General features: G+C 60.8%; 22 protein-coding genes. 13 read left to right on the top strand and 9 right to left on the bottom strand.

Translation table 11 applies throughout. The annotated features are described in order from the left end of the window. Positions 1-8 precede the first annotated feature (8 nt). Positions 9-1082, bottom strand: a complete 1074-nt coding sequence (locus SKP52_RS23940) for a FecR family protein (protein ID WP_037555873.1) — start codon at positions 1080-1082, stop codon at positions 9-11. Further along, entirely contained in the window at positions 1079-1657 is a 579-nt protein-coding gene (locus SKP52_RS23935; protein WP_081933105.1) for an RNA polymerase sigma factor, read from the bottom strand. Before SKP52_RS23935 ends, SKP52_RS23940 begins: the two co-directional genes overlap by 4 nt. Before the next feature lie 487 nt (positions 1658-2144). On the opposite strand from SKP52_RS23935, the gene SKP52_RS23930 reads away from it, so the two are divergent. The 3 genes from SKP52_RS23930 (at position 2145) to SKP52_RS23920 (ending at position 4823) form a co-directional block, all read left to right on the top strand. Next, positions 2145-3308 (top strand): hypothetical protein, encoded by a 1164-nt coding sequence (locus tag SKP52_RS23930; RefSeq protein WP_228383943.1) that lies wholly within the window; start codon positions 2145-2147, stop codon positions 3306-3308. Further along, positions 3298-4557 (top strand): S8 family peptidase, encoded by a 1260-nt coding sequence (locus tag SKP52_RS23925; protein WP_148309300.1) that lies wholly within the window; start codon positions 3298-3300, stop codon positions 4555-4557. Before SKP52_RS23930 ends, SKP52_RS23925 begins: the two co-directional genes overlap by 11 nt. A gap of 65 nt (positions 4558-4622) precedes the next feature. Further along, on the top strand, positions 4623-4823 hold the full coding sequence (locus SKP52_RS23920; RefSeq protein ID WP_037514248.1) for a hypothetical protein: 201 nt from the start codon (positions 4623-4625) through the stop codon (positions 4821-4823). 159 nt (positions 4824-4982) lie between these two features. Here the strand turns inward: SKP52_RS23920 and SKP52_RS23915 are convergent, their stop codons facing one another. Then, on the bottom strand, positions 4983-5900 hold the full coding sequence (locus SKP52_RS23915; protein ID WP_040110193.1) for a class I SAM-dependent methyltransferase: 918 nt from the start codon (positions 5898-5900) through the stop codon (positions 4983-4985). Positions 5901-6036: 136 nt separating this feature from the next. Here SKP52_RS23915 and SKP52_RS23910 point away from each other — a divergent pair, with 136 nt between their 5' ends. Further along, positions 6037-10095, top strand: coding sequence for a hypothetical protein (locus SKP52_RS23910; RefSeq protein WP_037555877.1), 4059 nt, complete (start codon positions 6037-6039; stop codon positions 10093-10095). On the opposite strand, the gene SKP52_RS27170 is transcribed toward SKP52_RS23910, so the two are convergent. The 6 genes from SKP52_RS27170 to SKP52_RS23885 form a co-directional block, all read right to left on the bottom strand. After that, the gene (locus SKP52_RS27170) at positions 10088-10186 is read right to left on the bottom strand and encodes a plasmid pRiA4b ORF-3 family protein (protein ID WP_148309299.1); all 99 of its coding nucleotides are present in this window, start codon (positions 10184-10186) and stop codon (positions 10088-10090) included. The genes SKP52_RS23910 and SKP52_RS27170 overlap by 8 nt on opposite strands. A gap of 62 nt (positions 10187-10248) precedes the next feature. Further along, positions 10249-10860, bottom strand: coding sequence for a plasmid pRiA4b ORF-3 family protein (locus SKP52_RS23905; protein WP_037555878.1), 612 nt, complete (start codon positions 10858-10860; stop codon positions 10249-10251). A gap of 18 nt (positions 10861-10878) precedes the next feature. After that, the gene (locus SKP52_RS23900; protein ID WP_037555879.1) at positions 10879-11502 is read right to left on the bottom strand and encodes an NUDIX hydrolase; all 624 of its coding nucleotides are present in this window, start codon (positions 11500-11502) and stop codon (positions 10879-10881) included. A 257-nt stretch (positions 11503-11759) separates the two neighbouring features. After that, a complete protein-coding gene (locus SKP52_RS23895; RefSeq protein WP_037555892.1) occupies positions 11760-12680 on the bottom strand; it encodes a nucleotidyltransferase and HEPN domain-containing protein in 921 nt (306 codons plus the stop codon). Between the two features lie 40 nt (positions 12681-12720). After that, positions 12721-13104 carry a type II toxin-antitoxin system VapC family toxin gene (locus tag SKP52_RS23890; protein ID WP_037514234.1) on the bottom strand — a complete coding sequence of 128 codons (384 nt, stop codon included), beginning with the start codon at positions 13102-13104 and terminating at the stop codon, positions 12721-12723. Beyond that, entirely contained in the window at positions 13097-13345 is a 249-nt protein-coding gene (locus SKP52_RS23885; protein WP_037514232.1) for an AbrB/MazE/SpoVT family DNA-binding domain-containing protein, read from the bottom strand. Before SKP52_RS23885 ends, SKP52_RS23890 begins: the two co-directional genes overlap by 8 nt. Positions 13346-13704: 359 nt before the next feature. On the opposite strand from SKP52_RS23885, the gene SKP52_RS23880 reads away from it, so the two are divergent. The 9 genes from SKP52_RS23880 to SKP52_RS23840 all read left to right on the top strand — a co-directional run bounded on the left by SKP52_RS23880 (position 13705) and on the right by SKP52_RS23840 (position 24120). Then, positions 13705-14220, top strand: coding sequence for a helix-turn-helix transcriptional regulator (locus SKP52_RS23880; RefSeq protein ID WP_037514260.1), 516 nt, complete (start codon positions 13705-13707; stop codon positions 14218-14220). A gap of 62 nt (positions 14221-14282) precedes the next feature. Further along, on the top strand, positions 14283-14612 hold the full coding sequence (locus SKP52_RS23875; RefSeq protein ID WP_037514230.1) for a hypothetical protein: 330 nt from the start codon (positions 14283-14285) through the stop codon (positions 14610-14612). 59 nt (positions 14613-14671) lie between these two features. Beyond that, positions 14672-15127, top strand: coding sequence for a hypothetical protein (locus SKP52_RS26600; protein WP_160292469.1), 456 nt, complete (start codon positions 14672-14674; stop codon positions 15125-15127). 152 nt (positions 15128-15279) lie between these two features. Next, the gene (locus tag SKP52_RS26595; protein ID WP_160292468.1) at positions 15280-16068 is read left to right on the top strand and encodes a JAB domain-containing protein; all 789 of its coding nucleotides are present in this window, start codon (positions 15280-15282) and stop codon (positions 16066-16068) included. A 93-nt stretch (positions 16069-16161) separates the two neighbouring features. After that, complete coding sequence (locus tag SKP52_RS23860; protein WP_052187432.1) at positions 16162-18636, top strand: strawberry notch family protein; 2475 nt, start codon at positions 16162-16164, stop codon at positions 18634-18636. A 145-nt stretch (positions 18637-18781) separates the two neighbouring features. Then, positions 18782-20329 (top strand): tyrosine-type recombinase/integrase, encoded by a 1548-nt coding sequence (locus tag SKP52_RS23855; RefSeq protein WP_029548014.1) that lies wholly within the window; start codon positions 18782-18784, stop codon positions 20327-20329. Further along, on the top strand, positions 20323-21237 hold the full coding sequence (locus tag SKP52_RS23850; protein WP_037517935.1) for a tyrosine-type recombinase/integrase: 915 nt from the start codon (positions 20323-20325) through the stop codon (positions 21235-21237). The genes SKP52_RS23855 and SKP52_RS23850 overlap by 7 nt, the downstream gene beginning before the upstream one ends. After that, positions 21234-22238, top strand: a complete 1005-nt coding sequence (locus SKP52_RS23845; RefSeq protein WP_010339697.1) for a tyrosine-type recombinase/integrase — start codon at positions 21234-21236, stop codon at positions 22236-22238. Before SKP52_RS23850 ends, SKP52_RS23845 begins: the two co-directional genes overlap by 4 nt. Positions 22239-22395: 157 nt before the next feature. Next, the gene (locus tag SKP52_RS23840; RefSeq protein ID WP_321164084.1) at positions 22396-24120 is read left to right on the top strand and encodes a strawberry notch C-terminal domain-containing protein; all 1725 of its coding nucleotides are present in this window, start codon (positions 22396-22398) and stop codon (positions 24118-24120) included. Positions 24121-24127: the final 7 nt, after the last annotated feature.

Raw genomic sequence — 24127 nt, 5'->3', positions numbered from 1 at the left:
CTCTCGAATTATGAGGGCGGCGTGCAGTTTTCCTTCCGCGGTGATGGGCACGTCTTGACGAGAAGCAGCTGATTGTTTCCGCGAATGAGAGCCAAGCGAAGCATATCGGCGAGATTCTCGGCTAGCCGCTCGACATCTCGAATGCGGTACGTGCCTGAAACTTTTCTGTCGCTGACGTCTGCGGCCGCCACCAAAATAGGCCCGGTCGCGTAGCGGTTCGCTTCCCCGAGGACATCGCCGAGCCGCACGCCGTCATACTCCCTGACCCCTTCGGGCCAACGCCGATCGGTAACGGGCGCATTGGTCACCTGAATCGGGGCCGCCGCTTTCTCGGCCCGGAAAATCAGCTGCTGACCAGGGGCAAGCCGGACTGGCGTTTCGGCCGCAGACAGATCTCTTCGAACTCGGACGTCGACCGAGCCTTCGAAGAGTTGGACCGTGACCCGCTCGTCGCGAGCCAGGCCAACGTCGAAGCTTGTTCCCAGCGCGGTTATGGTCCCATTTCCCGCTGCCACGACGAACGGCCGATTGTCCTTCTCTACATTGAACCGGGCACGACCGCGTACCAACCGAACATCACGCAGGTCCCGGTCAAATTTGGTCAGCACAAGGCTATCGGTATCGAGCGTCACGTGCGATCCGTCCGGCAACTGCACTTCCCGGATCTCACCGAGCTTGCTCTGCAGCTGGCTCGAGGTCCCACCGGTGGTACTGCTATTGGCGATCTCGGGACCGTCCTTCTTGAGCTTGCCGGGCGAAACCACGCCGAGATAGAGCGCCGCCGCCGCGCCGACGAGGCCCAGTGCAAGCCCGGCCATTTTCAGTTTTCCGGGCTTCTGACTGGTAGGACTCGGCGCGGCAGAGTCAGCGTCGTCCGGCGCATCCTCCTTCAGCCCCTTCCCGATACTGAACGTCTCCGCGATCTTGTTATAGGCTGTTCGATGCAGGGCACCTCGTGCGAGCCATGCTTCGAACTCTTCGCGGCGCGCATCGGCATCCGGGCCGCGCATGATCGCAAACCATTCAGCGGCCTCGTCCCTCAGATTACCGGGCCGCTTTGGCGTATCATTATCTTCGTTCATTCCCGCTCCAGGGCCGCGTCAATGTGGGCGAGAGCGCGTGCGACATGATATTGCACCGTGGGAATCGAAATCCCGAGCTTTTCCCCAATCTCTCTGTAGGCAAGCTCTTCAACACGGTGAAGCAGAAATACTTCTCGCGTGCGATCGGGCAGCTCGGCCAAGGCGCGGCGATAAGCGCGCATCACGTCCTCAGCTTCGATACCGTGATGCTGATCGGGCGAGACAGCCGGCTCGCATCCTTCGCCGATCGGCACATGAAACGATGCCAGTCGCACCTCCGCGCGCTTGCCGCGGTCGTAAAGCAAATTGCGGGCGATGCGTTGCAGGTAGGCACCGGGTGTCGGCATCGCCCGCTGCGCCAACGAGCCCACAAGACGAACGAAGGACTCCTGGACGAAATCGCCTGGGTCGTCGCCATCGCGAAGCCGCGCGCGGAAATACCGGGTGAGGCGCGGGGCTTCCTTCCGGAACAGGGACTCAATGTCTTCCTCGATCGCGGATTTGCCTTCGGCGATGGACGAGTCTTCTGCATTCAGCCCGCCCGTCGGGCTGCGGAAATCGCGGTTCGGTGGCATGAATGCACTTGGCCTCTCGGGCCGACAGATGTCGGGCGCCCGGGATAGCCGGTGCCAAACTGATGCAAGGTGCGTCGCCTCGATGATTTCGACCGCGACCGCTCGACGCGAACAACGAGCGTAGTGATACCCGGCAGGATAATCCTATGGAGCGATTGCCGGCTCTGTCCACCCCACAGCCATAATCATAATAGATCGGCGTGATGCTTCAAGGCCTTGGTTGATTGCGACCAGCACTGCCGACATGTGGATTCTGAGCAAAGGATAATGCCGCGACCCCGAGTCGCATTCAAAAAGATACGCAGATGCAAACGGAATACGCTCGCCTTATGAACCTGATAATAAGTTCAATTATCTCGTAATGAGATGATACATGTCAATGTGGGGATAATATTTATGTCCCGCAGACTTGAGGTTTAAGGGAGTTTACTGCAGCCTGTTACCGATTCTGAAGGCCTGAGGGGGAACGGGCATGAGAAGACACCTTGTGATTTCATCACTCCTGATCGCTGCCGCCTCTTGTCCGAGCCAGAGCAGTGCTCAATCGGCCAATGAAAATAGCGCGCAGGAGGTCGCCGAAACGGAAAAGGCGCGATCAGAGGCTCGCAAAGCGGCAGCCGACGCACGAAAGGCTGAAATCGAGGCCGAGATTGCCCTCGAGAAGGCTCGCTTTTCGTTTTTGCCGCAGTCGCCAGCAGAAGGAAAAGTGACCCTCGGAGATGGGGCAGGCAAAGCGGAAGCCGCGATGCTGACGACAAGCGCTATCCGCAAAGCCGCAGAAGAAATCGTAAAGAAGGCGAAGCCGCCTGCGAAAACAATCCTCATCGCTGGCAGCGACCAGTTCGACCTATCCGCGTTGCTGACCTTCCGGGCCGAAGCAATGGGCGTGGAAGCGCAATTGAAAAGCGCCTTAGCCGTCGGCGATCTTGCGTCATGCACAGACGGAACCATCGGAGTCGAAATTGTCGGTGCGGGCGTTAGTACGCTCATAACAGGCGTCGCCGGTATGCTGCGAACCGACACCGAACTACGGGGCATAAAGACCGAGCTCGATGCTCAACTTCTCGCGCGGGCCATTGCCGCCATCGAGCCTGGATTGGTAATACCAAAGTATCGGATTAACCCTGCCGTCAGCAAGAATAACAGCGTCCTGTGCCAATTAAATCGCCTCGACCTGGCACGTGGCACAGCGCAGGCGAAGCTCACGGCGGCGCCTCCTCCCTCGGCCGACAGTAAGGCACGCCTGGAAGGCGCCATCAAGCGGTTCGACGACTTTTATCAGAGCTGGACGAAGCCCGGGGAGGGTGGAACGGTTCGTCTTGCCGCCGCTATTGCTCAAGCAGAATTTCTCGGCGCAGACACTCGCGTCTTGCGCGTCCATCTCGACAGCCAAGGCGGGAGCTTGCTCACGCGCAGAAACCTCTGGACGGCTCTGGGGGCAAAGGCGATCGCTGTCTCGGGAGGTGTGGTTGCCAGCTTCACCCTGGACGACCCGGCAACCGGAGCAATCGAAAAGAGCGGCGTATATATTTGCGGTACTACGCTTACCGATTTCCGGAAAGTCCAGAAACTCAAAGGTCTGGAGGCATTCTGCGAGCCCACAGAGCCCACTGATCCCGCCGAACCGAAGGGAGGACAAGTTGCCGAGTGAAGCAGTGCTAGGGCAAGAGTTGCTCGATGAGCGTCGCACGGAAACCCGTCGGTACAAATTGCGCTTCCCCACGCGCGAAGCGCTTGAGGCATCGCTTGCGATCGAGGCGGTTGGGGGCGCCGTTGCCGTCGCCCTGCCCGAGCGCCGCGTTATCAGTCTTGATGTGCCTGCCGCGCAAGTCTCATTTATGGCGGAGAGCTTTGAGGCCGCTCGTCAGCACTATGGTGCCGAGATTGTCGAAGACTATCGTTACTCGCTCGAACAACTGGATTTCTATAATCCGTTGGCCTTCGCTCCCGAAGGCGAAGCGCAGCAATCGCTCGATGACGTCATCGAAGCGATTGGGGCCCCGCAAGCGTGGAGCCACTCTCGTGGAGAGGGTGTGGTCATAGCGATCGTCGACACCGGTATCGATGGTCTGCGTCCCGAATTTCCTCATTACAAGCGGCATCCGCGCTCTTGGGCAGCCAATGGTGAAGACCCCTGGACCGACTGGCAAGGGCATGGAAGCATGTGCGCGGCTATCGCGGCCGGTACCCGCAGTCAGGGCGGTGAGTTCGACGGGGTCGCGCCCGATGCGATGATTATGTCGTGTCGCACGCACTTCTACGATACCGAACTCGCGGCCATTTATGATGAGCTGACTTCGCTCGCTCGTGAAGGTGCCACTGTCATCGCGAGCAACAGCTTTGGTGTTCAGAGCGGGAGCCCGCCACCCGTCCCCGCCGACAGCGACTTCATCCCGGCGCTCGATGATGCGATCGCCGCAGGTGTTATCGTCTGCTTCAGCGCAGGCAATTATCACCATTTGGCAGGAGGAACTCCGGATGGCCACGAGCCGAACTCGATCTGGCTCCACAAGGGCCGTTCGGATCTATTGACGGTGGGTGCGGCCAAGCCAGACGGATCTATGTGGTATTATTCGAGCCGCGGGCCTGGCCAGTTTCCGGGACAGCCCCTTACGTCACCCAAACCCGATCTTGTTGGGATCACGCCCCCCTTCGGGCGCGTTGTCTATGGCAGCAATGTTTCCGTGTTGAAGGACGGATGGGGTACCAGTGGTTGTTGTCCCCAAGCCGCAGGTTTGATCGCTTTGCTGCAGTCGAAGCGCCACGCGGAGGATGAGCCGCCGCTCAGCCGAGACCAACTGTTTGATGTCATTCGCAAATCGTCTGTGAGTTTGGGCCATCACGGTCATTCTCAAGGCGCCGGACGTCTTGATTGCGAGGCGGCGGTCAATCGGATATAAGGCCCCAATGGATGCGTTAACCTTACGCTCAAAATTCGCCGCTACGATGGTGGGCGGAGACTGTCATGCGTTATAAGATCAAAGCGCCTTCATTGGTCAGCTTTCGCAAGGCTGAGAAAATCGCCCGTGCCGATACGCAGGTCTTTGTGGCGCTAACAGCGCGACGCGTCCTGTCGGTTGGCGATCTATCTGAGAGTGCACGCCTCCAGTTGATCGACTTGGGCGCAACCATTCTGCCGGATACGCAGTATAGTCTTGCATCATAACGCTTTTCGTCATTGCCGTCCCGCCAGGGAGATCGGGCCTAACTGAGCTGCCCGGAGTGCACGAGATACGGCAGTTTCTGTCATCGAAGCTGAGTTTGTCACCGCGGATGACATGGCGGAAGCCCCGATGATATCGGCGATCCAAATGTCGGATGGTCCTTAGCCTTCCCGCCTGATCAAAATCGAAATGGCGTAGTTCGGCATCGCGCTCACCCCGCTGTCCGTGGAACGAACAACAATACCATCAGCGGGCTCCTCATATGGGATTGATCCGATCGATTCGACACGGAACGGCTTGTCTTCCAGCCAGTCGGAATAGTCGAGGCGCATGGCATGAGCGACCTGATCGATGTCGATCGCACAAGCCCGAACCACGAGATGAAGGGCGCCACCGGGCCGCAATCGTTCGCCTGCGATGGCGAGCGCTCTGTTCTCAATCAAGGTACGGTGCTCAGCGTCACTCTTGATCTTGAAGTGTCGCACGATCTCTGTCGCGCTCCGTGCCTTGTGCACGCCGCTGAACCATAGGGTCAGCGCATCCAACGGTCCCAACGTGTCGAGAACTCGCTCAACCTCTGGGTCTTGAACGACGACATCCGATTGAATCAGCGTGATGCCGTTCGATCCGATTTGCACGGTACCACGATAGGTCGATACGTATCGACCGCCTGTCACAATCTCGTCGCGCCCCCGCCGGATGTTCGAACGCGGCGCCTTAATCGCGAGCAAGCTTGCGGCTGCCTCCAGACACTCGGGATTCTCGTCAACCCCAATCAGATGGGCCGCCGCAGGGAAGGCGCTGCGCAGGGCTGCGAGGCCATGCCCGCGGCCACAGCCGACATCGAGCAATGCTCGCACATCGCCCGCCTGGGCTAAATGCTCGGCGAGCATGCCGTAGAGCCCCTGCTCCTGGTAGGCAGATGCATTGCCGGCCCATTCCTCGGCGTAGACAGTTCGGGCGATTGCGAGCATTTCCCCCTCGGGCGCATCGACGATGCGTTGGTGACAATCGCGATATCGTCTGCCGTTGCCGCATCCACAGGGGTCGTCGGGCCCAAGATGGTGTTCGGGGTTCATCGTGCCAGCATAAATTCAGACCAGAATTGGGGCAATCTTGGATTTTCAGTAGTGCTGAAATAGCGCAGACGATGGTTGACACTGGCGCCCGATCAAACGACTCCGCTGGTCGACAATCCCACCCGAGTTGCTTTCGATGACCGCATCTGTTCCTGCCCCCCTCAAAAGTTCCGCCGCGCGTGAGGCCGTCGATTCATTACGTGGCTATTCGTACCAAATACTGCGCAGCATCGAGGCGTGGATTGATCTCCAGGAGGGAGCGGTCCTTGTTCTGGAAGGCGCCGAAGATCTTGATGTCATTGAGGAGACTGGTGCCGCCACAGTTGAGCAAATCAAGGATACCTCGGGTTCCGGTAACGTCACGTTGCGGTCGGGAAGCGTCCTCGAAGCCATCGGAAATTTCTGGGACCATCTCGGACGAAACCACGGCGTTGCGATCCAGTTCAGGTTCCTCACGACGTCCGGAATAGGACGCGAGAAGAACCAGCCATTCGGGTTCGATACTCCCGGGCTCGAAGCGTGGCAACGTATCCAGTTGGCTCCAACCGACCCCAAATCGCTCGAAATGGCGGCGGGAATAAAAGCCTTTCTGATGAGCAATGAAACGCTCAGCGAACCCTTCAGGCTGTGGCTCACCAACGCGTCGACGGAAGAATTCATCACTCGCATCGTCCTGCCGATGCAGTGGGTCGCCGGCTGGCCCACATCGACCGACCTCTATGATAGTATCACCGCCAAGCTCGTCGAGTTGGGCGAGACGCGCGGCGTCGGTTCCGCCGATGCGGTCAAGGCGCTCGACGCGCTGCACACCGAGGCGTGGCGCGTTGCAACGACCAAGGGCGGCCGCATGCTCAGGCGCGGCGATCTTCTCAGGATATTCGACCAGGCGGGCACGACTGCTGTTCCGAACAGTCAGCTGCTAGCGCTTCTCGGGGTTGTCACTGGCGCTCATGCCGGCACCACTGCCGTGGCGGTGGCCCCCGAGGCCTTCTCGCCGCCCCCAAGAGCAATAGCCGGACGGCACGCACGTCCCGAGTTCGAGGCTTCCATTCGTGAAGCGCTCGATACAGGAACCGTCCTCATTCATGGCGGTACCGGCATGGGCAAGACCGCCCTCGCGCTCGCGGTAATCGGGAACCCTGACCAGTGCGCATGGCTGGACCTGCGCGACACACCGACACCCGCCGCAACCTCGCGTATCGATGCTCTCGCCGCCCGGCTTGCCGAGACAGGCCGCGCATATGACGTCGTCTTGGACGACCTGCCCGCCGACGGCGACGCCCGCTCGCTTGAAGGCGCACTCGGCCGGCTGCGTGCTGTTCAGGACCGTCTCGCTGGCAAGCTGCTGGTGACATTCTCTGACCGCCTGCCAACCCGACTAGCAACTCAGCTCACCCTTGGACCAGATCATGTTTTCGCGGCTCCCGCGTTCGAGATCGAGGATATAGTCGGCTATCTGGCCGCCTGCGGCTGTCCGACCGCTCACGTCGAGACATGGGCGAAGCTTATCCACGCCTCCACGAGCGGACATCCTCAGCTTGTGGACGCCCGCGTCTCGGCCCTCACCGACGACGGGTTTCCCAAGCCTGACATATCTGAACTGCTGGTTGTGTCGGAGGGTGTACTCGATGTCCGATCCGAAGCACGTCGGCTGGTCGCCGCGCGGCCGGCAGACGACCGCGAACTCCTGGCCCGGACTAGCCTTCTTCTCGGAAGGGCGTCGCGGGAGAGGCTGATGACGATCGCGCAGATACGGCCATCCATCCTTGAACCTGGAGATGTTATCGACCGGCTCACCGGGCCTTGGCTCGAGCGCCTGGAGAGTGACAATCTCCGGGCGTCACCCTTGCTCCGCAATCTGGGCGTCGACACGCGCGGACAGGAGTGGGCCACCGGCATGCACCGGGAAATTGCAAACTCCTTTCTGGGGGGCGGCACGTTGCTCGCCACTGACATTTTCGAGATCGCGACCCATGCGATGCTGGGCGGCAGTGCCGCCGCCCTTATCTCGATCTTGCCCGGCCTCCTTCAGGCATCGCCCGAAGTATGGGAGCAGGTCGCTCAGACTGCCTCGATGCTGATCTACATGGGTCTTGATGGTGCCACGCTGCCTTTTTCCGACCCGGTAGACACAGCTGCGTTCCGCATCCTGCAGGTTCGGATTGCAATCGAGATGGGCGATCACGCCCGCGCATCTGACATCGTGGCGCAGGCTCTCGAAGAATTTGACGCTGCGGACAAGTCCGCCGTCCCGGGGCCGGGGCTGTTCGAGGTCGTATTCCTTTGGCAGGTCCTGCAGCGGCCGGGAAATGCTTCGCTCGAGGAGCTCCTTCGTCTCTCGCTCAGGCTTGTGAAGGCCGGTGCACGGACGACGGAGGTTCTCCGCAAGGCGGTGCCGCCAGCCGACCTGGATGCCGACGACCTGCATTTCCCCGATCTCTCGGCCTTCGTGCCCATGACGCTCGCTCCTGCGATCTCCGATGTCGAAGACTTCGCCAAGCTGCTGGATTTGATGGAAAGGCTGGACGAGGCCGACCGTGTCACCGCGCTCGGTGGCTACGCCGCCGATAGTGAGGCCGCCGCTCTTGCCCTCGATCGGATATGGCTCGGCGAAGCGTCGCGTCCCGATCCTCGCTGGCCGGAACTCGAACGCGAACTCAAGCGCGCGATAGCCCTCGCCGATGAGCTGTCGATCACGCAGCTCGGTGCGGCAGCCGCACCGCTCCTGATCCGCGTGATCGACGAAAACCTCAAGCAGCCCGAGGCGGCTCTGGCGCTTGCCGATGCTATGATCACCGATGTCGCTCGACCCGCACGGGTGCTGACAGCCAAGGCGAAGGTCTTGTGGCGAAGGGGGGAAGCCGCCCAGGCTCTGCCACTCTATGAGGAAGCGCTTCCGACCTTCCCGCTGGGCCTATCCTGGAAGACCGACGCACTGCGCGAAGCCGCAATGGCCGCCAGCAAGGTGAAGGACTGGCCGCTCGCCGCTCGCCGTCTCACCGAAGCCGTCGCAAGCCTCTCCGAAGACGAACCACTCGTACGGCACGTCGGATTTCGGTTCGATCTGGCGATCGCATTGCATCTCTCGTCCAGAACGAGAGAGGCCGTCAACCGACTGGGCGAGGCGATCGACCTGCTTGTCGACGATGGTCAGGAGACACCGCCGGAGCCGCTGCTCTCCGTCCGGCAGGTCGGCTCCCAGGCGATTAAATCCATCGGTTTCTCGCTCGGGTTGAAGGGGCTGGTCGGGGATCCGCAGATGCCGCTCGAGAGGCTTTTCGGTTCGACGAGCAGCCTTGAAGAGCTGCTTTGGGGAGATCAGCAGCCGGCGCCGCTTGACGTGGTGGCCCTGGTCATGGCCGATCTTGACGTCCAGCTTCCCGAATATCCGCAAATCGCCGAGAGGCTGGCGCGAAGGCTTCGTGAATCGCCTGATCTCCTTGCCCAGAGCACACAGGGTGATCTTTTGACGAAGCTCGCCGTCCGCACACTCGATGTCACTAGCGGGGCTGATGATGCGATCCGCGAAGTTCGCGCTCTGGGTTTTGCGGTTGCTGAGAGGGATGCAGGCCGTGACACGGCGGGTCAGAGATTCTCGTCGGCTTCAATCGTAGTCGAGCCGCGGTGGCAGGAGCTCGTCAAGTACCGGCTCCTCGCCCGCATCGTTGCGATGATCGCGGCGGGACGGGCGAACGCCATCCCGATCGATATCTGGCGAGCGGCCGCCGAAAAGGAGCAGCTGAGCGACGTCCTTGCAATGGTGGACGATCTTGGACGGATGATCGACGGATCTGAGGATGCATCACGCCGCATTATGGGCGGCAACATCAATTGGAATGGCCATCTGCTGGCAGCCTTGATGGCACCTGTCCAACGCCCGATCAGCCCGGAGCAGCAGTTGGTCTGTCATGCCGTCGCAGCGCGATATCTCAGTCAGGCGAAGCTTGGAGAGTTCTGCGCGCAGCCCTTTTCGTCCCTTGTAACCGAGGCATGGCTGGACCGCTGCGACAGCCCGGCCCAGCTTGTGACACCGCGCTTGACGGTTCCCGCAATCCAACGCGCAGTCACCAGTACGGCTACAGGTTGGCCGCGTGTTGTAGCAGTGCTGGAAGAAGCCAAGCATGCTGTATCGGCTTCAGCAGCATTGTCCGTGAATGAAGCGCTCCACGAGCTCCGGAAGGCCGTGGTCACTTGAGGCTGTTGCCGACGGGAATTTCGACACTGCGCCAGATGGCGGGTTTCCTGTCTTCTATCGTGATGCAAATCGGGACGATCTCATCGGTCATATAGCGTCGGGATCCTTAGCTGAAAGGACCAACGGTAAGCGTGATCAGGAAGCGGCGATCGATTAACTGTCGCGAGATTTGGCGTCGGCGTAGGCTGCTCTTCCTAGTGCCCGGCGCTTGGCGAGGATCGCCATCCGTGCGTTGACCTCGTCGGGGCTAGTATCGGCGGGATCGAATATGGCGCCATACCATTGGACCATGGACGCGCGCTCAGGATGGCGCGGCTTCGCCATAGCCTTAAGAAATTCTTCAAACCCCGGCGTGCCGCCGACATCTTCGGGCGGGGCTCGCCGTTCACCATCGACGAACCGCGGATAGTCCGTCGCGGGAATTGCTGACGTCACCTCTTCGATCTCCACACGATGGCGCCAATTATCCCCGAAGTCATAAGTGTAGGTGAAGCTGGTGACGCCGCACTCGACGAGCTTGCCGATACGCATATTGGCGGCGTCGCGGGTGCGGATCATGAAAGCATCATCATCGTCGAAGCGGATGCCATAGGCGGCATCGCCAATCTCGAACCGAAACAGATGGTAGTTCTCGAAGAGCATGCAGGCTTGGATCGCAAGATGCAGCGTCTTTAGGCTGTTGGTCACGGGCAGCTCGACACGGCGCCAGATGGCTGGCTTCATGTCTTCGAGCGTGATGCGAATCCGGGCGATTTGATCAGTCATATTGCTATCGAGCCAACCTTAGTCGAAGAATGCAGGCTTTGTCGTATCGGTGGCATAGGCAAAGGCGGCGTGAATGTCGGCCTCGATCGTCCGCCCTCTCGACAAGGGCGGCAAATCGTCGATCCCGAAGAAACGCGCCTCGATGGTTTCGAGACCCGGTTCGGGAAGCGCGTTATCAGTCCGGTCGCAGAGGAAAAACATTTTGTAAAAGTCGCGGACGTCGGCGGGATAGCCTGAACTGGCTTTGTGTCGAACGCCGAAGAGGCGCCGGGCTGAAACCTTCAACCCTGCCTCTTCTCTCATCTCCTTCTCGATATTGCGAGCAGGGGAGAGACCAACGTCGGCAAAGCCGCCCGGGAGCGTCCACAATCCATCGCACTCCTCGCGCACGAGAAGTATCATGTTCTCCTCGACGAGCGCCCCACGCACGTCCACCTTGGGCGTCGCATATCCACGCGCAAAATCCGGTATGAGGTCTGAGATGCGTTCGATCGGGACATCACCGAGAGCGGACAGCATTTCGTTGGCGATCGTGGCGATCTCTTCATATCGTTCCCGGTCGAACCGATCACGCGTGAAGTGAAGCCCCGTCGAAGCGATGCTCTGAAGCCGTTTCCCGTAGGTGAGCCATTGTGGTTCCAAGGACCGGTCCCCTTTTCTCCGCTAGGCAGAAATCTTGGCTAGGCTAGCGCCAACATGCCGAGCAGACAACGCCAAGTTGTGGAGCATTTCGGCAGATGTCTGCGTTCTCGACAATTCTCACGCGGAGCAGCGATGTTGGCTGGGGAGGGGCGCCTCCCTTCGGGATCGCCGCTCTATCTCCGCTTCGCTTCGACCGAGCCCCGTTCCGGGTCTCGTCCGTTCCGGCAACGATCGGCTGGCGGGGCACGGCGCTGACCCTATGCCTTCGCTTCGGCCTCCAGCGCGGCGATCCGTGCCGAGCAGATCTCATGAACGCGCTGACCGAGGGTCTCAACGCGACCCGACAGCCAGTCCAGCTCCTCGCGCGAAATCTTGTAGTGACGCGAATAGCGCGCCTTCCGATAGGCGTCCTTGAGCTTCTGGTACATCGCGCGCTCCGCGCGGGTGCCGCGGGGCCAGGCATCGTACAGATGGCGATCCAGCTGTTCGGCCATTTCCCGCAGGAACAGGATATTGTGGTCGTAGGGCGTGTAGAATTTGAGGACCAATAGCAGGCCCTGATAGAGGTTTTCGACGACCTGATGGAGGAGGAAGGCCGCTTCCTTATTGTATTCTTTCTCGACCGCTGTCCGGTAAAGATCGAAAAATCGTGTCGCATCGCCCATGTATTCCTCGAAATAGTCCTGCGCTGCCTGCAGGGCCATCTCGGGCGTCTTCGGCTTTGGCTTGCCAAGCTCCTTGTCGTCCGACTGGTAGAGGATGACGCCATCCTTCACGATCTCCATGAAGAAGACGCGGCCATGGGCGAGCGCGTCATTCACTTCCTGAAGCGAATGGACGATGAAATTCGCCGGCGTCTTGATCACCTTCTCGAGCAGATAGGCGTCGCTGATTCGGCGCTCGGCATCCTCCCAATAGGTCGCGCGGTCTGCGAGCTCATTCTGGTTGACGATGACGAGGATGTCATAGTCCGAGCGATACTGGTTGGCGTCCTGCGGCGCCTCGACCCAATCGCCGCGGGCATAGGAGCCGAACAGGATGACCTTGAGAATCCTGCCGTTGCGGCGCGCGCCAACGGCATTCTCCGTCGCGGCGCGCAAGCCCTGAAACAATATCTCGACGATAATATCCAGCTCGCGCTGCTTGCGATGCGGCAGGAAGTCGATCTCGGTACGCATCATGCGGTTCCGTGTGCGTTATAGGTGTGCTGCAGTCTCATCACCGGGCAACTTCGATGGCGACGCCGATTTCGAGATCCTTCCACGCCCGGTCCATGGTGATAGCCGTCGCCCCGAGGGAGTGTGCGAGTGCAAGGCAAGCCCGGTCGCCAAGCGAAAGGCCGGCGACCTTCGTGGATTGCCGCAGCTTGCCCATGAACACCGCACCATCCTTGTCCAAAATGCGTGTGTCGAGGTCGAGCAAGGCAATCAGTTCATCGATTTCGTTGTCGCCAAGCCCCCGATCTTGCAGCTTGCCCACAACTTCGGCCAGATTCACCGCGCTGATGCAGCCGGTGTCTAGATGCGCTTCGATCCGCTCCGCTCCAGGCTCTTCCTGAATCACGGCGAGAACGGCGGAGGCATCAAGCACATAATCAGTCACGCGCCGCCTCCGACCGGCGATCCGCGATCAATTCGTCGGCCAGCGAAGCGCTGGCCGGGACATGGTGGCGGACAAGAGCTCGCACACGGCCAAGCGCTGTCTGGAATGATCGGACGCGCAACTCTCCGTCGACAACCTCGAGGCGCACATCGTCCCCATCGGCGATCCCGAGCGCCTTACGCACGTCCGCCGGAATCTGAAGCCTGCCGCCCGACACGATACGAGCCTTGTGAACGCTCATGACGAAACCCCTAGACGATGTTCAAGGATGCCAACATTGTCGCTTAGCCGCAGCCTGTAGGCAAGCTAAAATAGTCCATATCTGGCCAATCATGTCTTAAACTTCCAAATTGGCACCATTAAGCCCCGACCGCCGGTTTGCGGATATGGCCTTCTTGCCCTATTAACAGAGATGTAGAGATGTCCGGATCAACCGCCTCGCGCGATGTTTCGGACCATAACGATCGAGTGTCGATCGAGGGGAGCGAGCGATGTTGCGCGCTAATGGTCCGTCCCATTCCGGTGGGGCGGCAACGCTGTGCCGTGGCGCGAGAGGGACCGTCGCGGGATGTCCGGCTCGCCAGGGTGCCGGGTGCTGTCGTGAGCGATGAGGCCGACTTCGAGCGCTGGTCGCGGTTGACGAGCAAGCACCGCGCCTGCCTCGACCCGCTGCTCGAACGAAAAACTTCGAAGGAGATCGCGCGCATGATCGGCCTGGCGAAGCCGACGGTCGACCAGCGCCTTACAAAGGCTCGATCCATCCTTGGTGTCGATACACGCGATCAGGCAGCAGTCGAATATGCGCGCCTCAAGAAAAAGTATGATCGGATCACATATGATCCAATGCACATTCCAGACAGCGCGGAAATCGTGCCATCTGACTTCGCGGAGGGAGACCCCTCGACCGTAATCCACCTGACCGACATGGCAGTCGCCGCTCGGAGCACGGATGGACCGGTGGAAGGGCTTTCTGATCCGCTCGGGCTCATCTGGAGACGGGATCATAAAGGTTTGGCGCGCCTCGCGCTCATGATGACAATGCTGGTCGCTTTGCTGCTTGTCGTTCATGCAAGTCTGGGAATTTCCGAGACTCTGACCCGGCTCGTCTCCGGCTGAACTTTTGAAAAGCAACGCCAACAAATGCTCGGAAGTCCTTCGCTTCCGGGGAAGGAGAAGTTATGCCTGAGAATCTCAATGCAATGACCCTGCGACTTCAGCAGGACGTTCCCCTTGCCGAAGCAAGCCTCGACAGCGCCCTCATCGCCGTCTCGACCCTTATGACGAGCGTCGTCACTGCCCGGCAGCGCGTTGGCGTGGCGCCCAAGACTGGCCAGGCATCGATCATGCGTCTCGCAAAGGCTCAGCTTTCGCTGGTCGAGGTAAGCGGTGACGTCTTGCGTGTCCATGGCGAGCTCGCGGACATCGCGCAGGAGACCGCGGGTCTCGATGTGCACCGATGCCCAAATCAGGCCAAAGCAACCGGCGCGCAGCTTGCCCTCGTCGCCTGAAACTTGACTGGGAGCCATCAGCATGATTTCGGGGAAGAATGTTGCGGATAGTCATATTCTTGATCTTGCTGCTGATGGCTTCGGCCTACGCGCTATGGAAGGGAGGGGGCCCCGAACGGATGATGGCGACAATCCTCCTGGGCATGCTCGTCGTCGACCAGCTGGTTCATCTTCTGATCCCTGCGCAGTTCGCGAGCGTCGATACCGCCCATCTGGCTCTCGACCTGATTGCGGCACTTTTGACCTTCATGTTGGCGATGACAGCACATCGCTTCTGGCCGATGGTGGCAGCTGTCCTGCAGACTTTGCCACTTCTGGCGCACTTCAGCCGGCTGGCGGACGTGGGGATGCATCCGATTGCCTATTTGACGATGCAGGTTGCTGCCTCCTGGCTTCTGCCGCCGCTCCTCGCCGCCGCAACCTGGAGGCATCAGACCCGGTTGCGGAGGAGCGGCAGCGATCAGTCCTGGCAGCCCTCATCGCTGCAGTCGCACCTTCCGAGAGTCTTCAGATAGCTGACCGGCTGCTCTGCGAATTCCGCAGCCTCGACCGCGTCCTGACACAGAAGCCCGAGGCTCTCCGGCGAACCCTGGGAGGCCGAGACAGCGTTGCGGCCCTCATATTCGCGGCACGCGCCGCCAGTGTCGAAGCACTACGCTCCAGCCTTATGGGCCGGACTATCACGCCGACTGATCCGAAACTCATTGCCTATCTCAAGACCTCGATGGGGAGCCTTCCCGAAGAAGTACTTCGGGTTCTGTTCCTCGACGGAGCCTGCCGTCTCATAACGGACGAGCAGCTGCAGCAGGGCAGCCTGGCCCAGCTCATCCTCTATCCACGCATCATATTCAAACGAGCATTGGAGCTCGATGCGGCATCGATTGTGCTTGTGCACAATCATCCCAGTGGTGATCCGACCCCAAGCGAAGCGGATATCTCGTCTACGGAAAGACTCGCGGCTCTCGCCAGCAACTTGGGAATCGAGCTCACCGAACACATCGTCGTCAGCCGATCGGGCCACGCTCTGATCGGACAGCGGCCACATGGTCGCGGCCTCCGGGAAATGGTCAAAAATCATCTTCTCCGGGATTCTGGTCGTTCGACCGGATTTCCCGATCGTGACCTGGCGCTGTCGAATGCACGGCGTACGGCACGTCGCCGGTTGCTCCGCAGGCATATTGTTGGATCAAAGAGATATTTGGGGGAGCCGGCTTGGGACATGCTGATCGATCTCTTCATTCAGCATTGCGAAGAGAAAAAGATCTCCACAGGCGATCTATGCGTTTCATCCCCATTGCCGCTGAGCACGGCTCTCCGCCTTGTTCAGCGAATGTGCGATGACGGCCTCATTCACAAAACAGCCGACGATACCGACGGGCGTCGACAGTTTGTCGAACTGAACCCTGACCTCGCGTGGCGTCTCCTTGCCTACTTTGGCACGCCCACGGATGACTGACGCCACACTGAGGCTGCAATGCCCGTCGTAAGGGAGTGAGAGAAGGGGAGGGGCTTTCGGGGCCAAGATTGGCCCGAAAGAGGAGACCCTTCCATGATCATCGAGACCGACCAGGCGCCTGCTGCGGCAGCGCGCCAATACGCTGCAGCGTGCCAGATTGCACAGTCGCTTCAGGATAATAATGCGCCGCTCCCGAGAAGCCTGGCGACGAAGGCAATGACCGCGGCATATGGCATCACCGCGGCCGACGGAACCTGGACGCAGCGCGATAGCTTCGTCGCGATTGAGGTCGGATCGGTACTCGCGCTCCGCTCGTTGATGCTTCCCGACACGCCAACCCGGATCGTCGAGGCGCTTGAGGAATTCGAGAAGCGGCTCCCCACGCAAACGGTCCGAAGCGAGGAGCAAATCTCGGCCCAGCATTTTTCCACTCCATTGGCGCTCGCATGGCTCGTGTCGCACCTCGCCGTGATCGGTGGCGACGATATCGTCCTTGAACCCAGCGCCGGGGTGGGAATGCTCGCCATGTGGGCGGAGCGCGCCAAAGCTCTCCATATCAATGAGCTCGACTCGGTCCGCGCAGGGTTGCTCCGGCACCTTTTTCCCGAAAGCAGCGTCACGTCATTTAACGCGGCGCAGATCAATCAGCACGTATCGGATACGCCGACCGTCGTGATCATGAATCCGCCGTTCGCCCGCAACGCCGCCGGCGCCGTGGACCCGTTCGCCGCTCACCGCCACTTCGCCGCGGCGCTTGCTGCACTTCAGCCCGGCGGCCGTATCGTCGCCATCATGCCGGACAGCTTCAAGCCCGGCGGAAAACACGGCTCGCTGTTCGATCGCGCAACTTCGGGCGCGAACATCCAGTTGATGCTCCGGCTCGACAAGGGCTTTGCAGGGAAGGGGACAGCCGTCGCCGTGCGGATTATCGTCGCCGACAAAGGACCCGCGAACAGACGTCCGCCATCGACAGTCAACAGGGCATCTGTGCGCAGCCTTCTTGAAGCCATTCGCGAAATCCCGCCTCGCTCGAACATTCCGCCAGCTCCCGTACCACCTACGCCGTGCGGATCGACAAGACCTGTGTCGCTATTCGGCGCATTCCGAGCAGTTCCAGCCAAGTCCTTCCCGCGGGCCGCGCGACCACTTCCGAGCTTCGAGTTCGCGACCGTCAACTATCGGGTTCGCGATCCCATTGCCGCAGCCCACGACGATACTGCGCTCTACGTTCCATGGCGCAGCCAGCGTCTCGAATTCGATAATCCTTCGGACCATCCGAGCCCGCTGGTCGAGTCCGCCGCGATGGCGGCCGTCGCGCTGCCGGCGCCGAACTATCGACCGCAGCTTCCCAAGCGGGTGCTCGACGACAAGATTTTGAGCACGGCCCAGCTCGAGACGATCGTCCATGCTCTCGCCGCGACGGAAATCGACCTCCCGGGCCGATATCGCCTGCCGGAGAAGGGCCTTGCTCTCGTTCCCCATCCCGAAGGCCAAAGTTACCGCCAAGGCTTCTTCCTTGGTGACGGAACCGGAGCAGGAAAGGGGCGTCAGATCGCCGGAATCATCATGGATCAATGGCTGCGCGGTAAAAGGCGCCATATCTGGTTGAGCGATAGCAGCGCCTTGATCGAAGATGCCCGTCGCGACTGGCAGGCGCTCGGTGGAACGCCGCTCGATATTCAACCCTTGGGCCGTGTCCGCGCGGGCGCGGGGATCGAGATCGGCGATTCCATCTTGTTCGCATCCTACGCCACCTTGCGGAGCGAAGCCGGTGGCGATCGCCGCCTTGATCAGATCCTGAATTGGCTCGGCGGCGAGTTCGACGGTTTGCTCCTGTTCGACGAAGCGCACGCCATGGGCGGGGTTGCCGGAGGAGAAGGGCGGTTCGGCGCGACATCGGGATCCCAGCAGGGCATTGCGGGCGTTGAACTTCAGAACCGCTTACCCCGCGCACGTGTCATCTATGCTTCCGCTACCGGCGCGTCCGATGTCAACAATCTGGCCTATGCGACCCGGCTTGGCCTCTGGGGCGAAGGCACAGCCTTTGTCGACCGGGAAGCATTCACCGCGCGTATTCGTGACGGCGGCGTCGCCGCAATGGAGCTTGTCGCGCGCGAACTGAAAGCAATGGGGGTCTATACCGCGCGCGCGCTTTCATACGCCGGCGTCGAATATGATATCCTCGAGCACGAGCTTACGCCCGCGCAGATCAAGGATTTCGACACCTATGCCGACGCTTGGGCGATCATTCATCGAAATATGGAGGATGCACTTGCCGCAGCCGGTGTCGTTGATAGGCTGACCGGCTCCACGCTCAACGGACAAGCCTTGTCGGCCGCGAGATCGCGTTTCGAAAGTGCGAAACAGCGTTTCTTTTCCGCGCTCCTTCTCGCGATGAAATTGCCAAGCCTGCTACCCGCGATCGATGTCGCTCTGCAATCAGACCAAAGCGCCGTCATCCAGCTCGTGACGACAAGCGAAGCCCTGCTCTCGCGCCGCCTCGCCGATCTCGATGCCGCTGATCGGGCGGAGCTGGCGCTCGACCTGTCGCCCCGAGAGTACGTGTAATGTTGAGCTCAACATTAGATGTATTCTTTGCAGTCGCAGTTTATGTCGAGCGTGGCGGCGCGAGGCGCAGGTTTCCTTCGGTTTTCCATGATTTCACTCCAGATAATTACGGTTCCCTCGACCTGAACAAGTCGAAGGAACCACCATGAGAACAAGATCATCAGAGCTGTTTTGTCCGGCACAGCTCCGGATCGAAGATCCGCCGAGCTCAGATGCCCTATTCAACGCCTTCCTCTCCTCTCTGTGGGTCAAGGAGGAAGCGGCCTGTTCGATCCTGTACAGTGCAGCGATCCGTCATTTCCTGCATTGGCTGGATGTGCATGCCATCCCGGTCAGTACGCTCGGCGATCAAGTCGTCCGACGGTTCGAGAAGCACCGTTGTCGGTGCCACGGATACTCGGCTCAGCAAGCCGCCTATAAGACTGATCAGGCTGCGCGGGTCCGGCGCTTTGTCCGGTTCCTCGAAGATCAAGGGTATATCGAAGTCGACGATGGGATCGACGATCTCCCCCGTCACCTCACCGACTACTCCGATGCAATCGACAGCCTGCAACTCGCCCCTGGAGTGGCACAGGGCTACCGGTCGGAAGCCGAGCATATTGTGGCTTGGCTTCGCATCAAGCGGCAGTCGTGGGCCGATGTCGATGACGCGATCCTCGACCAGTACGCGGCGCATGGTTGCCGCTGTCCGGTCTGGCGCAAGCGGGGCAAGCTCGTCGCCTCGGGCGCGAAGCGGCGGCGGCGTGGCGCTCGGCACTTCGTCGAGTTCTTGCGCGGCCGGGGTGTCATCCCTTCAGTCGAACCGGTGTCGGATGACGACCCGCACATGGCGGCATATCTGGCATGGCTCAAGCAACACCGCGGCGCGACCGATGAGACGATCCGGCGCTACCGGGCCGATATCAGGCGGCTCATGCCTATGCTCGGCGACCCTTCACAATGGGATGCAGCCGTCCTCAGGCGTGCGTTTCAACAACGAAGCAAGGAGACGCCGGGTTCTGCATCACTGCTCGTCACGATAATGAGGAGCTATATTCGGTTCCTGGTCGTGCAGGGTGTTTGCCGTCCAGCTTTGTTGCACGCGATCCCATCAGTGCAACGCTACCGTCTTTCGACGCTGCCCCGGCACGTCAACCCGGCAACGATCGAGCAGATCATCGGCGCATGTCCGACTGATCGCCCGGTGGAAGTTCGGGACAAGGCCATCATTCTCCTGCTCGCCCGGCTTGGCCTGCGTGCCGGTGATATTCGGGATATGCACCTCGACGATATCGACTGGCGCTCGGGCCACCTGACGGTCAAGGGCAAGGCGCGTCGGCCTGATCGCCTGCCATTGCCTCAGGACGTCGGTGACGCGATCCTGGACTACATTGCCACGGCGCGTCCCAAGACCGCCGATCCGCATCTGTTCGTGCGCGCGCAAGCCCCGTTCCGTTCGTTCCGCTCATCGGCGGAGATCGCCGGCATCGTTGCACGCACGCATGAGCGCGGCGGGATCGAAGGCGTGCCGACCGGATCGCACATTTTCCGGCATTCGCTTGCCACCAACTTGCTGCGCGCGGGCGCAGGGCTGGAGTCCGTTGGAACGATCCTGCGCCACAGCTCGCCCGAGACCACCGCCATCTACGCCAAGGTCGACCTGCCGATGCTCATGAAGATCGCGCAGCCATGGCCGGGAGAACCGTCATGCTGAACACGCACATTGCCAGATACGTCTCGCTGTATCGCGGCTTGGGGCGGAAGTTCTCGGAACAGGAACGACTGCTGCGCCAATACGCCGCTTTCGCCGAACGCTTCGGTGACCGGCACACCCGAGTGCAGCGCATCTACGACTGGTGCCACACGGCAAGCTCGCAGAACGTGGCTCGCCATAGGTACGACGCTGCTCGTAATTTCAGCCTTTTCGCTCACGCCGAGGACCCAGACCACGAAGTCCCGCCTGTCGGCGTTTTCGGCCGGGGGAAGCGGCCACGTCCCACTCCGACCATCATCGAACCGGACCAGGTGCGGGCGATCATGGCGGCGGCATTGAACGTTCCGCCCCATGGCACGATTAGCCCATACACGTACCATTACCTGTTCGGCCTGCTCGCGGCGACAGGTCTCCGGATTTCCGAGGCTCTCGCCCTACAGTGCGACGATCTGGTCGAGGATGGGCTGGTCGTCCGCAACGGCAAGTTCGGCAAGCAGCGGCTGATCGCCTTGCAGCCATCGACGCGCCAAGCACTCGAAGCCTACATTGCGATCCGCGCGAAGCACCCGGCCAAGTGTAATGACCTGTTCGTCACTATCCGGGGGCGGGCGCCGCACAAGGTGCGCGCCCACGTCGTGTTCGTCAGGTTGGCCCGGCTTCTCGGATATCGTGGAGCAACCGGTACGGCAGGCATGCGACTCCACGATCTGCGACATACGTTCGCTGTTCGCTCGCTTGAGTCCTGCCCGCGTGACAGGGAGGCCATTGCCCACCACATGGCCGGTCTCAGTGTCTACCTGGGGCACGCGTCGATCGCCAACACGTACTGGTATCTCGAAGCCACGCCAGTGCTGCTGCGCGACATTGCGGCTGCAAGCGAGCAACTTTTTCAAGGAGAAGCGGCATGACGGCGCTTGCTCCCCATCTCTCGGCATATCTGCGGGAACATCTGCCGCGCGAACGCGCCGTCAGCCCGCACACGGTGAAGACCTATGCCAACTGCTTCGTCCTCCTCGTCCAGTTCGCTGCCGATCGGCTGAAGCGCCGACCGACCGATCTAGAGGTTGAGGATCTCGACACAGACATGATCATGGCCTTCCTCGATCATGTCGAGATCGGCCGCGGCAGCTGCGTGCGGACCCGCAATGGCAGGCTCGCCGCGATCCGATCCTTCTTCCGATACATCGAGTACCGGATTCCAGCCTGCCTCGATCAGGCACTCCGTGTCAGAGCAATCCCGACCAAGAAGACAGACAAGGCGCTGATCGATTATCTCGACCGGGCCGAGATCAAGGCTTTGCTCGATACACCCGATCCCCGGACACGCCTCGGCACCCGTGATCGCGCGATGCTGCATCTTACCTATGCTGGCGGACTGAGGGTGTCGGAACTCGTAACGCTGCAACTGGGCGATTTCCCGGACCGCTCCCTGTCCACCATGCACATCATGGGCAAAGGGCGACGTGAACGGGTCCTGCCGCTGTGGAAGGAGACCCAGATCGCATTGCGCGCATGGCTTGCGATCCGGCCTCAAGTTGAGGTCACCGAGATATTCCTCAATGCCAACGGGCAGCCGATGACCCGCGACGGATTTGCGTTCCGATTGGCCGAGCACGTCAAGACGGCAGCGACGAAGCAGCCGTCGATCCTTGGGAAGCGCGTCACACCCCACGTGCTTCGTCATTCTTGCGCGATGCACACGCTCGCGGCGACGGGGGACATTCGCAAGGTCGCATTATGGCTCGGCCACGCCAGTATCCAGAGCACCGAGACCTACTTGCGCGCCGATCCCGAAGAGAAGCTGCAGATTCTCGCAGCCCACGGTGCCCCTGCGATCAAGCCGGGGCGCTTCAAGCCGCCTTCCGACGCCTTGATCACAATGCTCACTGACGTTCGAAGGCGGGCCTGACCCGTCTCCGAACACTCTCTCTAACCCTCATAATATCTGGAGTGAAATCATGGAAAACCGAAGGAAACCTGCGCCTCGCGCCGCCACGCTCGACATAAACTGCGACTGCAAAGAACTCGTGATGGACTATCTTCAGGCGGCGTTTCCCACACGGGCCATGGAAGTAGTCAGCGATGAGGATGGCAATGAACGCTCGCGCCCGCTATCCGACGCCGACGGGAATCCGGTACATAGTCAAGAGGCGTTGCGGATTCGCGAGGACACGCTCGAACTGCTTGGCGCGATGCCGCCGATCGCGCCCGCCCTCGATGCCGTTATCGAGCGATTTGGGACCGACGCGGTTGCCGAGGTGACCGGACGAACGAAACGCCTCGTGCGTCTGCCGGACGGCAGCCAGAAACTGCAGTCGCGTTCGCCTTCGGCCTGCATGGCCGATGCCGACGCGTTCATGAACGGCGCCAAGCGCATTCTCGTCTTCTCGGACGCCGGTGGAACGGGTCGATCCTATCACGCCAGCCTCGATCACCAAAACCAGCAGCGCCGCGTTCACTTCCTACTCGAACCAGGCTGGCGCGCCGATCGCGCGGTCCAAGGGCTCGGCCGAACCAATCGGACCAACCAGGCACAGCCTCCGATCTTTCGCCCGGTGACGACCGATTGCCGCGGAGAACGCCGTTTCATCTCGACGATCGCGCGTCGGCTCGATGCGCTCGGCGCGCTTACCCGGGGACAGCGCCAGACTGGCGGGCAAAATCTCTTCGATCCGATGGACAATCTCGAAAGCGACTATGCCAAAGATGCGCTGCTGACCTGGTATCGACTCTTGCATCACGGTAAGCTGAAGAGCGTCACATTCGGCGATTTCTGTCACCGTACCGGGCTGCGCCTCGAATATGAGGGTGAGCTGGTCGACAAGCTGCCGCCCATCCAGCGGTGGCTTAACCGCATTCTTGCCCTGCCGATTGCGATCCAGAATGCGATCTTTGACGAGTATCTCGGGCTTGTCGAAACTCGCATCGATACCGCGAAAAAGGCTGGCACCTTCGATGCCGGAGTCGAAACCATCCGCGCCGACAAGCTGACGATCGCCGACGAAATAATCCTCCGCGGCGGGGCGGACACCTCGACCTCGACACGGCTCCTCACTGTGGAGGCTGAGTGGCAGCGCGACGTGCGCTCGCTGGCGGATGTGTCCGCACTGGCCGATCGTTTCGGCAACCGGGCGCTGCGCTTGCGCAACGGCCGTTCGGGTAAGGTTGCGCTGCAGACGCCGGCACGGACGCGCGTTACCGATACGGGCGAGGCCGTGGCGACTTGGCAGCTCACACGGCCCGGGCATCGCCAATACATCACTGCCGGTGACCTCGAAGAGAGCATGTGGGAGCCCGCCGACTTCGGGACATTCGAAATATGCTGGAAGGCCGAGTGCGATGAACTCGTCCAGGAGCCGAACCGCGAACGCTTCTTCCTCGCGGTTGGCCGCTTGCTTCCAATCTGGAATCTGCTGGGCGATGATCCTGAAGTTCGTCGCCTCGTGACCGCCGACGGGCGTGCGCTGCTTGGGCGTATTGTCCCGCGCGGCGATGTGAATACATTGCTCGGCAAGCTCGGCATAACTGGCGCCATCAGTCTAACACCGGAAGAAATTGTTGCGGCCGCCTGGGAAGGCAAGACGGTGGCGATCGGCAACAACACCGGTTTGACGCTCCAGCGAAGACGCGTGAATGGGGAATCGCGCCTCGAGCTCAGCGGATTTGATCCCCGGTCTTTGCCGACGCTAAAGGCTCAAGGCTGTTTCACGGAGATCATCCAGTTCAAGACCCGAATGTTCATCCCGGTGTCACGAGCTGCCGACATTGTCTCGGCGCTCTCTGCTAAATGAACCAGCA

This window comes from Sphingopyxis fribergensis, from assembly GCF_000803645.1.
Taxonomy (GTDB): domain Bacteria; phylum Pseudomonadota; class Alphaproteobacteria; order Sphingomonadales; family Sphingomonadaceae; genus Sphingopyxis; species Sphingopyxis fribergensis.
Note: the sequence above shows the minus strand (reverse complement) of the source record. Positions and strands in the feature narration are given on the sequence as shown.

Coding starts and splice junctions, on each gene's coding strand:
- SKP52_RS27170 (WP_148309299.1), bottom strand. CDS start 10,186: ATGACCGATGAGATCGTCCCGATTTGCATCACGATAGAAGACAGGAAA.
- SKP52_RS23855 (WP_029548014.1), top strand. CDS start 18,782: ATGAGAACAAGATCATCAGAGCTGTTTTGTCCGGCACAGCTCCGGATC.
- SKP52_RS23905 (WP_037555878.1), bottom strand. CDS start 10,860: ATGACTGATCAAATCGCCCGGATTCGCATCACGCTCGAAGACATGAAG.
- SKP52_RS26595 (WP_160292468.1), top strand. CDS start 15,280: ATGGGCCGGACTATCACGCCGACTGATCCGAAACTCATTGCCTATCTC.
- SKP52_RS23845 (WP_010339697.1), top strand. CDS start 21,234: ATGACGGCGCTTGCTCCCCATCTCTCGGCATATCTGCGGGAACATCTG.
- SKP52_RS23910 (WP_037555877.1), top strand. CDS start 6,037: ATGACCGCATCTGTTCCTGCCCCCCTCAAAAGTTCCGCCGCGCGTGAG.
- SKP52_RS23920 (WP_037514248.1), top strand. CDS start 4,623: ATGCGTTATAAGATCAAAGCGCCTTCATTGGTCAGCTTTCGCAAGGCT.
- SKP52_RS23895 (WP_037555892.1), bottom strand. CDS start 12,680: ATGCGTACCGAGATCGACTTCCTGCCGCATCGCAAGCAGCGCGAGCTG.
- SKP52_RS23935 (WP_081933105.1), bottom strand. CDS start 1,657: ATGCCACCGAACCGCGATTTCCGCAGCCCGACGGGCGGGCTGAATGCA.
- SKP52_RS23875 (WP_037514230.1), top strand. CDS start 14,283: ATGCCTGAGAATCTCAATGCAATGACCCTGCGACTTCAGCAGGACGTT.
- SKP52_RS23885 (WP_037514232.1), bottom strand. CDS start 13,345: ATGAGCGTTCACAAGGCTCGTATCGTGTCGGGCGGCAGGCTTCAGATT.
- SKP52_RS23860 (WP_052187432.1), top strand. CDS start 16,162: ATGATCATCGAGACCGACCAGGCGCCTGCTGCGGCAGCGCGCCAATAC.
- SKP52_RS23840 (WP_321164084.1), top strand. CDS start 22,396: ATGGAAGTAGTCAGCGATGAGGATGGCAATGAACGCTCGCGCCCGCTA.
- SKP52_RS23850 (WP_037517935.1), top strand. CDS start 20,323: ATGCTGAACACGCACATTGCCAGATACGTCTCGCTGTATCGCGGCTTG.
- SKP52_RS23915 (WP_040110193.1), bottom strand. CDS start 5,900: ATGAACCCCGAACACCATCTTGGGCCCGACGACCCCTGTGGATGCGGC.
- SKP52_RS23940 (WP_037555873.1), bottom strand. CDS start 1,082: ATGAACGAAGATAATGATACGCCAAAGCGGCCCGGTAATCTGAGGGAC.